This window comes from Pseudomonas tehranensis (assembly GCF_014268615.1).
GTDB lineage: Bacteria > Pseudomonadota > Gammaproteobacteria > Pseudomonadales > Pseudomonadaceae > Aquipseudomonas > Aquipseudomonas tehranensis.
Genome location: NZ_JABWQV010000180.1, coordinates 1 through 10,237, shown reverse-complemented (window position 1 = coordinate 10,237; position 10,237 = coordinate 1). Strand labels below are relative to the sequence as shown.

The window sequence follows — 10,237 nt, the reverse complement described above, 5'->3', positions numbered from 1 at the left end:
AGCCTCGTTGCACTCGTCAGCTCCTACAGGCTGCTACGCAGTCCAGCGGGAGTAGCGTTCAGGCATCACCCGGCTTTCTTCTCCGCATTTTTGAGCTCTTGAAGACGCTCATCAATCAACTGGCACTTATCCGGCACATCCTTGCTGGCGGTCTCCAGGTCCATGGCCTGCAGTTCGTCATTGATTTCCTTGGCCTTGGCCGGGTTCTGTTCGGTGAGCTTGGTCACCTCCTGGGCCAGTTGTTCCCGCTTGGCGGTGGCTTCCTCGGGGGTGCAGGTGGCCCAGGCGGGGAGGGCGCAGGCGAGGGAAGCGGCTAGGGTCAGTTTCAAGAGAGCTTTCATGGCAGGGCCTCGTATTCCTTGTTGGGCTGGTAAGGGGTTGAGGCCACGCGAGGGGGGAAAGTTCATTGGCTGAGTGTCGTGAGGTGCGGCTGGCAATGTATCTTCAACACGAAGGGCTACGTAAGCTCTTCGAAACGGGCAGTACGGCAGGCGTGCAGCCCGCTCACGCCAAGCGGCTACGAATGCAGCTAGTGGCTTTGAATACAGCCATGACGATTGATGACATGGATATTCCTGGCTTGCGCCTTCACCCGCTAAAACGCGAAATGCGTGGACGCTGGTCAGTCATGGTGAACGGCAACTGGCAGCTGACGTTCGAGTTTCGCGACGGAAACGCTTACGTCCTGGACTACGAGGATTATCACTGATGCACATGCACAACCCTCCCCAGACTGGGGAGTTCATTACCGAGGTTTATCTGGAACCGAACGGTATCAGCGGTCGTGAGTTGGCGGAAAAGCTCGGTGTAGCGCCCTCGACACTGAGCCGTGTCTTGAAGGGCGCTAGCCGCGTTTCGCCTGAATCATCCTTCGACGTCGCCGGGCGTGGGACTCGAGACAGACCAATCGAGATCGGCCTGTCTTTTTAATCGTAGTCTGGTCCGGTTCTCGTCTGGAAAACAGGCGTCCCTCAGTTGCCCATCCTTTCATTACTCCGCTATTTACGCCGGTAGGCGTAGAAGGCGACTGCGCAGTCGAGGGGGAGCAAGCTCCCTCGCCACGGGGATCTCGCTCGACTTGTGCGGGTTGGCGCATCAGCCGTGGCAGCAGCTGTATGGCTTGGCCTCGTCGTATTTATCGTGATGCCGCACCCAGTCCATGATTTCGTCTTCATTGCGGCCCTTGGGCGTGAGGTCGAGGTAGTTGTAGGTGCCGACCAGAATGTCCAGGCCGCGGGCGTAGGTGGAGTAGGTGTGGAAGATGTCGCCGGCTTCGTTGCGATAGAAGACGCTCAGGCCTGGGAGTTCGCCTTCGGTGGTGTCGGTTTTTTCGTAGTTGTAGGTGGCTTTTCCGCTGGCGGTGTCTTCGGCTTTGAAGCTGACGCCGAAGTCGTAGTTGAAGTCGCAGCCGTTGGACGAGACCCAGTCGAAGGTCCAACCCATGCGGCGTTTGAACGGCTGGAATTCGGCGAACGGGGCGCGGGAGACGGCGACCACGGCGACGTCGTGGTGGGCCAGGTGTTGGTTGGCGCCGTCGATGTGGTCGGACAGGAACGAGCAGCCATCGCAGCCTTCTGTCCAACCGGGGCCGAACATGAAGTGGTAGATGATCAGTTGGCTGCGGCCGCCGAACAGGTCGGCCAGGCTCAGTTCGCCGTGGGGGCCTTGGAAGCGGTAGGGTTTTTCGATTTTTACCCAGGGCAGGGCGCGGCGTTCGGCGCTGAGTTTGTCGCGTTCGCGGGTGAAGGCTTTTTCGTGGATCAGGTGCTGACGACGGGCGGCGAGCCATTCTTCCCGCGAGACGACGGCATGATTTTCTACGTTCATGGTGAATTCTCCTGCGTGGCAGAGCCGCTGATTCGGCACTTCTGTCAGTGGTCGTTTGGCCCTGGGTGAATTCGACAGGCCGTTGGTCGGCTTGTGAAATAGCCCACCGGTAAGCCCGGCTGAACGGCGGCGTATCGCCTGGGTCACACTTTAAGTAGGCATCTCACTCTTTGGAGGATGGACCAAGATGACGACTTATAACTGGGACTTGATCGAACTGTTGTTGCACGAAGTGCAGAACGGTGCCGGCCACAGCTTTACCCCTCGGCCTTATGCGGAGCGGTATGCGGCTGAGAAAGCGGCTGCAGGCGAGGAGATCGAGAACCTCGATCATCTGAAAGCGGTCGCCGGGGAGTACGAAAAGTTGCTGCTGGAGCGTGGCTATATCGAGCCTCGGCCGGAGGAAGAGGGCGGTAATGGCGAAAACTTTGTGCTGACGCCTCGTGGCTCGCGGTTGCTGAGCCTGATCGACAGCAGCATCCCGGGCAATGATCATCCGCGCCAGGTGCTGGATGAGCAGGACGATGCGCTGGATGAGTTTACTTTTGATGAGGTGGCTTCGAAGGCGCAGATTGCCTAGAGCCGAACACAGATCTGTGGGAGCGGGCTTGCTCGCGAAAGCGGCGTATCAGTCGACATAACTGTTAACTGGCATATCGCTTTCGCGAGCAAGCCCGCTCCCACATCTGTTTTCCCTCCACATTGGCTTTTAGGTGGTTTTAGGTGCGTGCCGCTTTCAGGCACTTCAAATCACTGAAATCCTTTTTCACCCGGTCGATCTTCCTCAGCAAGTGTTCTCGTTGCGTCGCGGTGCTGTCGGCCATTACGTCCACCAGCAGGCTGCGGGCCTGGGCTTCGGTTTTGTCGAAGGCTTGGCGGTAGGCGGGGGTCCATAGGCTTTCGCGGTCGACCAGCAGTTGCTCGATGCGCTTGGGGAAATCGGGGCGGTGGCGTTGGGCCACGGCTTCGCTGAACTGGTTTTGCCAATGAGCGCGGTTGGCGATCCATTGCTGGTTCTGATCGCCCAAGGCGCGAGACCAGGCCTGCACGCGTTGGCGCTGAGTTTCGCTGAGCGGGCCGAGCCAGTCGTTCAGGCGTTTCTCCATGCGTTCGCTGCGCTCCTGGATCTGCTGTTGCAACGTCGGCTTGAGGTATTGCTGCTGGCGTTTGCGCTGGTCTTTGACGAACGCGGCGTCCATGTCCGCGACCTGATCGTCGTTCAACCCCTGTAAAAGCTCGATGGCCGATGGCGTGATTTCCCGGGCGGTTTCGGCGATGGCGGCTTTGGCCTCACGGGCACGCTGCTGCAGGGCCTGGTCGGTCACCTGATTGGTCTGCACCATGTTCTTCAAGCGGTCCAGCCAGTCAAGGTAGCCGGGCAGTTGTGTGGTGCAATGCCAGTTCAAGTGTTCATTGAGACGGTCGTTGAACCAGTCCTTTTGCTCGCCATTGATGTCCAGATAGTCGTTGAGCGTCCAGGGGATGATCAGGTCGAGATTGCGGTAGGCCAGGCCCACGCGGCTGCAGGCGGTGACGGTGAGCAGCAGGGCCATGAACAGGGCGAGACGGGTGAACCAGCGCGACATGAGCGAGTCCTTGCGAAGGCATGGGTTGCAAAGGCGTAACTGTCTTGTTTGAGCATGGCAGGTGCGCGGCAGTTCAGCCGATCGAATAAGTAACGCTTAGTAAAAAGGGTTAGTAAAAAGGGTGTGCCATCTTGAGGGTCAGCAGGCCGTCGCATTCACTGTTGTGGCCGGAGTACGCCGAGCAACGGCTGCCGCTCAAGCTTGAATCGCTGTAGATCAGGTCCAGGTCAATACCCTTCCAAGGGCGGGAAATTTTCAACGACCAATCGCTGAAACTGCCTACATAACCGTCCTCCACCGAGACGGGTGAATTGTACTGGTGGGTGGTGTACTTGGCGCTGACGCCAATGCCAAACGGCACGTTGCCGCCCAGATCGGCAAACAGGGTGCTGTTCTGTTTGTCCGGGTCGTTGCTGAAGGCAGCGCCGAAACGGCTGCCCAGCATGGTCAGGCCGCCGAAGAACTCCTGGCTGTCGAGCGTGTCGAGGGTAGGGTAGCTGTAGTGGATCAGGCCGATTTCGTAACCCAGGGTCTGGTCGAAGGGCTGTTTGAAACCCATGTAGGAATCGACCTCAAGTTTGCTCGAAGGGCTCAAGCCAACGCTGGGCGACCATTGGCCCACGTACCAGCCGCTGTCGTGGCTGAGGTCCAGGCCGCCATGAAACGAGCCGGTGCTCGACGGTGTGACCAGCCCCTGGGCCATACTGCGGCTGGGCGTGGTGCCGAGTTTGAGGTCGAAGTCGCCGAGTTCGCGCTGGAACACCTGCCCCTGAGCAAGGGGACATATCAGCAGGCTGATCGCCAGCAGAACACCAGGAATGCGCATGCTTCACTCCATCAATAGCGAGGAGCAGGAACGGTAACTAAGCTGAAACGCTTGAGCTAGAGAGGTGCAAGCATACCGGCGAATGATCGGCAGCGAGGGCCGTTCGTCGATTTTTGCAGGATGAAGGTAGGCGGGGGAGGTTCCAGTCCAAGCGCTTCGAAGCTCAAAGCGCTTTGGGACCAGGTGACGCGATGATTACTTCTTGCCCAGACTGATCTGCTTGGACGGGCCGAATGTCTGGCCGCTGACCCCTTTGGCAATTTGCTGGATTTCACCGCCGGACTTAAGGAACGCAGCGATTTGGTCGTTGATCGACTCGCTGGTTTCAACGGCTGGAGCTGGCTTTGATTTGCTGTTGGAGGCTTTTACGCGCATGACGGCCATTAACCTGTAAATAATTAATTGGGCCAGGCATCGTACAGGAAATACTTGACAATTGCTTGGCAAATATCTCCCTCAATTATCTTGCGAGGCGTTGGAATAATGCCTTGTTTATGCCGCCATTATTGCCCTAAGTCGCTGTTTTAAATAGCAACCCTCTGGGATAAATAACTTCAAGGTGGATGGGCGAAGCGGTCTCGCGGGGCAGCGTCCGCCTGACGAATGGCCGCCTGTGCGACGAAAACCCAGAGAAATCAATGGTTGCGCAAGGTCTTCCCGGTCGCGCGCGCCAGAGGCCACGAAACACACCGCAAAACCGGGTAGAATGCCGCCCACGCAATGAGGGTATTGGAAATGGCTTTAGTCGGGCGCTACAACAGTTTGCAAGTGGTTAAACACACTCACTTCGGTTTATATCTGGATGGCGGGGCAGACGGCGAAATTCTGCTGCCTAACCGTTATATCCCCAAGGATATTCCCAGCGAAGATGAAGACTGGCTCAATGTTTTTATTTATCTGGACAGCGACGACAAACTGATCGCTACCACGGAAAAACCCAAGGTTCAGGTCGGTGAATTTGCCAGCCTGAAAGTGGTTGAAGTCAACAGCATCGGCGTGTTCCTGGACTGGGGCCTGCCCAAGGACTTGCTGCTGCCGTACTCCGAAGAAAAACGTCAGATGACCGCCGGCGAATATTGCGTGGTGCACGTCTACCTCGACAAGCACACCCGCCGCATCACCGCCACGGCGCGCCTGGACCGTTATCTGGACAAGACCCCGGCCAACTACACGCCGGGGCAGGAAGTCGATTTGCTGGTCGCCGAAGCCACCGACATGGGCTTCAAGGCAATCATCAATAACAAGCACTGGGGCCTGATTCACAAAAACGAAATCTTCAAGTTCATGCGCGCCGGCAAGCAGGAAAAAGGCTTCATCAAGGAAATCCGCCCGGACGGCAAGATCAGCTTGAGCTTGCAACCGGTGGGGCAGGAGGCCGCGACGAGCCTGAACGCCAAGATCCTCGCCAAGTTGCGCGAAAATAACGGCACGCTGGCGGTCAGCGACAAGAGCGACCCGGTGCTGATCAGCAGCCTGTTCGGCGTGAGCAAGGGCAACTTCAAGAAAGCCATTGGCGCGCTGTACAAGAATGGGCAGATTGTTATTCATGCTGATCGGATTGAGTTGAGCTGATCTTCAGCAAACAACGGAATCTGTGGCAAAAGGATTTCCTGTGGCGAGGGGATTTATCCCCGTTGGGCTGCGAAGCAGCCCCAAGATAGCGAATCGTTCTGCCTGACACACGGAGGCATCAGGCTTTAGGACTGCTTCGCAGCCCAGCGGGGATAAATCCCCTCACCACAGGAACTGTGTCTGCCTTTCGTCTGTATACAAAATCCTGCACCTTTAGCATGCACCCACGCCCTGTTCGTGGGCGCATGCCTGTTCCTGCGCGGCGTTTCTCCCCGCCACACACCGCAGTTTGTCTCACATTTCCAACCTATGGCACGCATTCTGCGTAGCAACCCGTATACAAACCATGCCGGCTCCCGTGCGCAGTATGGTGAGCAGGGCGATGCGGGGGCACGGCGGTACTCAAAAGGAGCCCCGCAATGTCTGAGCAATTGCCTAACGGCTACAGCCCTCGTCTCTATAACGAAGACCTGGGCCCGCTGCCGCAGAAATGGAACTGGTACAACATTTTCGCGTTTTGGATGAGTGATGTGCACAGCGTCGGCGGTTATGTGTTCGCGGCCAGCCTGTTCGCGTTGGGGCTGGCGAGTTGGCAGGTGTTGATTGCGTTGCTCTGCGGCATCTGCATCGTGCAGTTGATCGCCAACCTGGTCGCCAAGCCGAGCCAGCAAGCGGCGGTGCCGTATCCGGTGATCTGTCGCCTGGCGTTTGGGGTATTCGGTGCGAATATTCCTGCGGTGATCCGCGGCTTGATCGCGGTGGCCTGGTATGGAATTCAGACGTACTTGGCCTCCAGTGCGCTGATTATCGTGGTGTTGCGGTTTTTTCCTTCGATGGAAGCCTACGCCACGCCGCAATTTGCTGGTTTGTCCTACTTGGGCTGGTTCGGTTTCCTCAGCTTGTGGTTCGTTCAGGCGCTCGTGTTCTGGGCCGGTATGGAGTCGATTCGCCGTTTTATCGACTGGGCCGGACCGGTGGTGTACGCCGTGATGTTTCTGTTGGCCGGCTGGATCGTATGGAAAGCCGGCTGGAGCAACATCAATTTCACCTTGGCGGAGAAGTCGTTGTCCGGCTGGCAAGCGTTTGGCCAGGTGATCGTAGCGACCGCGTTGGTGGTGTCGTACTTCTCCGGTCCGACCCTGAATTTTGGCGATTTCAGTCGTTACTGCCGGAGCATGTCTGACGTGCGCCGTGGCAACTTCTGGGGGCTGCCGGTGAATTTCCTGGCATTCTCCCTGGTGACCGTGGTGATTGTCTCCGGGACCTTGCCAGTGTTCGGTGAAATGCTCCACGACCCGATCGCCACCGTGGCGCGTATTGATAACGACGTGGCGGTGTTACTGGGGGCTTTTGCCTTTGTGACGGCCACCATCGGCATCAATATTGTCGCCAATTTTGTATCCCCGGCGTTCGACTTCGCCAACGTTGCGCCCAGCAAGATCAGCTGGCGTGCCGGCGGCATGATTGCGGCGCTGGCGTCGATTTTCATCACACCGTGGAATCTGTTCAACAACCCCGAAGTGATTCACTACACCCTGGACGTGCTGGCAGCGTTCATCGGTCCGCTGTTCGGGATTCTGCTGGTGGATTACTACCTGATCAAAAAACAGCAGATCGATGTGGATGCGTTGTTCAACGACGGCCCAAGCGGGCGTTATTACTACAGTGGCGGCATCAACTGGACGGCGGTCAAGGCGCTGGTGCCGGCGACGTTGATGGGCGTGGCGATTACGTTCACGCCGATGCTGCAAGCGATGGCCAATTTTGCCTGGTTCACCGGTTGCTTCCTGGGCGGGGTGTTGTACTTCGCCTTGGCGCGGCGTGAGTTGGCGCCGCAGCCATCGTTGAGCCCGGCCGGTCAAGCCTGATCAACGCAGGGCGGTCCGAGCGCAAGGGCTCGCTGCGTCCCGACCGGCGGGCCGCAGCAAGAGTCCGCCCGCCAGCACGAAACCGCTGCCGGCAACGATCAGCGCCGGATGCAAACCACCGCTGAAATGGCTGCTCAGCGCCGCCAGCAACGGCCCGCTGAGCTGACCGACGGCAAAGAACGCGGTGAGCAGTGCGGCGTTGCGTTGAAGGCTGTGGGGTGCCAGTTCGCGGGAGCGCAGCACGGCCAGTTGCATGCAGGCCAGAAATGGCGTGCCACACAGGATGACCCCCAACGCGAGCCCCGGCCCGCTGCCGAGCAGGCAGGCAAATACGCCAGCGGCTTGCAGCCATAACGTACCGATCAGCCAGCGGCCAGTGGTGGCCGGGTTGGGCTGCCGCAAGCTCACCAGCACCACGCCGAAGGCGGCGGCCAGGCCGAAGCAGGGCCAGAACAGATCGGCCTGCCATTGCCCATGAAACTGCGCCGAAGCCATCTGCGACAGGAAGGTGGCGGGAATGATGTAACCCAAGCCGTACAGGGCGTACACCACACCGAGCCGGACGATGCTGCGGTTGGGCGACAGTGTGACCGGGACAGCCACGGTCGCGGCGGCGGTGGGTTTTGGCAAGATCGGCAGGATGACCAGCAACATCGCCAATGCTACGCCGGCATACACCAGCCACAAAATGGCGGACGTCTGGCCCAGCAGGTTCGAGCCCAGGGCGAGCAAACCTGTGAGGAAAATCCCCAACCCCGGCCCGGCAAACACCAGGGCGCCGAGGCGTGGCCGTCCCGCCGCTGCGGCCAGCGGTTGGCTCAGGGCGGTGATCATCACCATGACCCAGGCACTGGCCACACCGGTGCCGAAGCGCAGCGCCAAGTGGGGCCAGAAGCCCCAGGCCCAGAACGAGGCCAGCGTCAGCAACACGCACAACCACAGGCCCCCGATCAAACGCCGCCGCACCTGCTCAGGGCGGTGGGCGAACATGGCGTCCAGCGCTCCGAGGAAATACCCCAGGTAGTTGGCGGCGGCAATCAGACCGGCGGCGGTCAAGTCGATCTGACCTTCGCCGATTAAATGAGGTAACTGCGGCGTTAGGGCGAAGCGGCCAATGCCCATGGCCATCATCAGGGCGATAAAGCTGCCGAGCAGGCGAATCAGAGGTGACATGTCGGGGTCTCCGGCGTTGAGGCGAATGACCGTCAGGCTAGGACCGATTGACTTTCATTAAAAATGAATAATAGTGAGTAACTTGTTCATTTTTGGAGAACGTCGTGGAGTTCAGCCAATTGCGGATTTTCCAGGCCGTGGCCGAGGAAGGCTCCATTACCCGTGCTGCCGAGCGTTTGCACCGGGTGCCGTCGAACCTCTCGACCCGGCTCAAGCGGCTTGAGGAGCAACTGGGCGTGGATCTTTTCCTGCGCGAGCGTCAGCGTTTGCAGCTATCGCCAGCGGGAAAAGTCCTGCTGGACTACGCGATCAAGCTTTTTGCCCTGCACGACGAAGCCCATGCTGCCGTGCAGGGCGGGCAACCGGCCGGGGATTTTGTGTTGGGTACGATGTACAGCACGGCGGCGATTCATCTGCCGGACCTGCTGGCTGGTTATCACCGCACGTACCCGGCGGTGAACTTGCAGGTGCAGTCGGCGCCCAGCGGTGAACTGCTCGAAGGCTTGCTCACCGGGCGCCTTGACGCGGCACTGGTGGACGGCCCATTGGAGCTGGCGGGGTTGGATGGCGTGCCGTTGTGCGACGAGCGGCTGGTGCTGATCACCGAGGCCGATCACCCGCCAGTGCGCAGTGCGTTGGATGTCCAGGGCCGCTCGGTATTCACCTTTCGCCAGGGCTGTTCCTACCGCATGCGGCTGGAAGCCTGGTTTGCCCATGACCATGCGGCCATGGGCCGGGCGATGGAAATTGAGTCTTATCAAGGGATGCTGGCCTGTGTGATCGCCGGTTCCGGGGTGGCGCTGATGTCCGAGTCGATGCTCGCCAGCCTGCCGGGCCGCGAGCGTGTGAGGATGCATCCGTTGGCCGAGCCATTTGCCAGTGCCACGACCTGGCTGATGTGGCGCAAAGGCATGGTGGGGGCCAATCTCACTGCCTGGATTGAACTGCAGCAACAGGCCTGGCCGCGGGCGCCCATGATGACGACGCGATCAGCTTGAACTCCGGGAGGTGGATTTGGATCAATTCAGTAACAGATCATTGCAATGTGTGACGAGCATTGCGTAGGACTTCGGACTATTATCAGTGCGAAGGGGCCACAGAATTTTGCCGCTCGTACCACCCTGAAGGGGGCACCACGATGAAAGAGAAAATCCAGAACTGGCTTCACGACTTGGGTGTCGCGCTCGGCCTGATCGAGCCGCCCATGCAACCGATCCCTATCCGCACCGATGACGAGCAGCGCCGCCAGCCGCGCCGGCGGTAAAGACACCGCGAATATTGGAGAGATCGCAGTCTCAGACTGTTTCAGTTGAAACAGTCTGAGACTGCGATCTTTTTTTGTTTTGAAGGAAAATCTCTGTGGGAGCGAGCCTGCTCGCGATAGC

At 59.0% G+C, this 10,237-nt stretch carries 13 protein-coding genes; 7 read left to right on the top strand and 6 right to left on the bottom strand.

The window, feature by feature from the left end:
• Positions 1–65: 65 nt before the first annotated feature.
• Positions 66–341 carry a hypothetical protein gene (locus tag HU811_RS20380; RefSeq protein ID WP_186657768.1) on the bottom strand — a complete coding sequence of 92 codons (276 nt, stop codon included), beginning with the start codon at positions 339–341 and terminating at the stop codon, positions 66–68.
• 95 nt (positions 342–436) lie between these two features.
• Between HU811_RS20380 and HU811_RS20375 the strand changes: the two genes are divergently transcribed.
• Both HU811_RS20375 and HU811_RS20370 read left to right on the top strand, forming a co-directional pair.
• The gene (locus HU811_RS20375) at positions 437–709 is read left to right on the top strand and encodes a type II toxin-antitoxin system RelE/ParE family toxin (RefSeq protein ID WP_186657766.1); all 273 of its coding nucleotides are present in this window, start codon (positions 437–439) and stop codon (positions 707–709) included.
• Positions 709–930, top strand: a complete 222-nt coding sequence (locus HU811_RS20370) for a helix-turn-helix transcriptional regulator (RefSeq protein ID WP_367616244.1) — start codon at positions 709–711, stop codon at positions 928–930. The genes HU811_RS20375 and HU811_RS20370 overlap by 1 nt, the downstream gene beginning before the upstream one ends.
• 165 nt (positions 931–1,095) lie before the next feature.
• Here the strand turns inward: HU811_RS20370 and HU811_RS20365 are convergent, their stop codons facing one another.
• Positions 1,096–1,827: a DUF899 domain-containing protein gene (locus HU811_RS20365; RefSeq protein ID WP_186657764.1), complete on the bottom strand. Its 732-nt coding sequence runs from the start codon at positions 1,825–1,827 to the stop codon at positions 1,096–1,098.
• A gap of 187 nt (positions 1,828–2,014) precedes the next feature.
• On the opposite strand from HU811_RS20365, the gene HU811_RS20360 reads away from it, so the two are divergent.
• A complete protein-coding gene (locus HU811_RS20360) occupies positions 2,015–2,407 on the top strand; it encodes a transcriptional regulator (protein ID WP_092397437.1) in 393 nt (130 codons plus the stop codon).
• A 139-nt stretch (positions 2,408–2,546) separates the two neighbouring features.
• Here HU811_RS20360 and HU811_RS20355 read toward each other — a convergent pair whose 3' ends face one another.
• From HU811_RS20355 to HU811_RS20345, 3 genes are all read right to left on the bottom strand, one after another.
• Positions 2,547–3,413 (bottom strand): DUF6279 family lipoprotein, encoded by an 867-nt coding sequence (locus HU811_RS20355; protein ID WP_186657763.1) that lies wholly within the window; start codon positions 3,411–3,413, stop codon positions 2,547–2,549.
• A gap of 109 nt (positions 3,414–3,522) precedes the next feature.
• Positions 3,523–4,239: a TorF family putative porin gene (locus tag HU811_RS20350; protein ID WP_186657761.1), complete on the bottom strand. Its 717-nt coding sequence runs from the start codon at positions 4,237–4,239 to the stop codon at positions 3,523–3,525.
• A gap of 195 nt (positions 4,240–4,434) precedes the next feature.
• Positions 4,435–4,623: a PFL_1563 family small protein gene (locus HU811_RS20345; protein ID WP_025212437.1), complete on the bottom strand. Its 189-nt coding sequence runs from the start codon at positions 4,621–4,623 to the stop codon at positions 4,435–4,437.
• Between the two features lie 351 nt (positions 4,624–4,974).
• Between HU811_RS20345 and HU811_RS20340 the strand changes: the two genes are divergently transcribed.
• Positions 4,975–5,811 (top strand): CvfB family protein, encoded by an 837-nt coding sequence (locus tag HU811_RS20340; RefSeq protein ID WP_092397443.1) that lies wholly within the window; start codon positions 4,975–4,977, stop codon positions 5,809–5,811.
• Positions 5,812–6,230: 419 nt separating this feature from the next.
• On the top strand, positions 6,231–7,679 hold the full coding sequence (locus tag HU811_RS20335; protein ID WP_092397445.1) for an NCS1 family nucleobase:cation symporter-1: 1,449 nt from the start codon (positions 6,231–6,233) through the stop codon (positions 7,677–7,679).
• Here the strand turns inward: HU811_RS20335 and HU811_RS20330 are convergent, their stop codons facing one another.
• Positions 7,680–8,852 (bottom strand): MFS transporter, encoded by a 1,173-nt coding sequence (locus tag HU811_RS20330; protein ID WP_186657760.1) that lies wholly within the window; start codon positions 8,850–8,852, stop codon positions 7,680–7,682.
• 104 nt (positions 8,853–8,956) lie between these two features.
• Here HU811_RS20330 and ptrR point away from each other — a divergent pair, with 104 nt between their 5' ends.
• On the top strand, positions 8,957–9,850 hold the full coding sequence (ptrR, locus tag HU811_RS20325) for a putrescine utilization regulator PtrR (RefSeq protein ID WP_186657758.1): 894 nt from the start codon (positions 8,957–8,959) through the stop codon (positions 9,848–9,850).
• Positions 9,851–9,990: 140 nt separating this feature from the next.
• Positions 9,991–10,116, top strand: a complete 126-nt coding sequence (locus HU811_RS27600) for a PA1414 family protein (RefSeq protein WP_256244290.1) — start codon at positions 9,991–9,993, stop codon at positions 10,114–10,116.
• Positions 10,117–10,237: the final 121 nt, after the last annotated feature.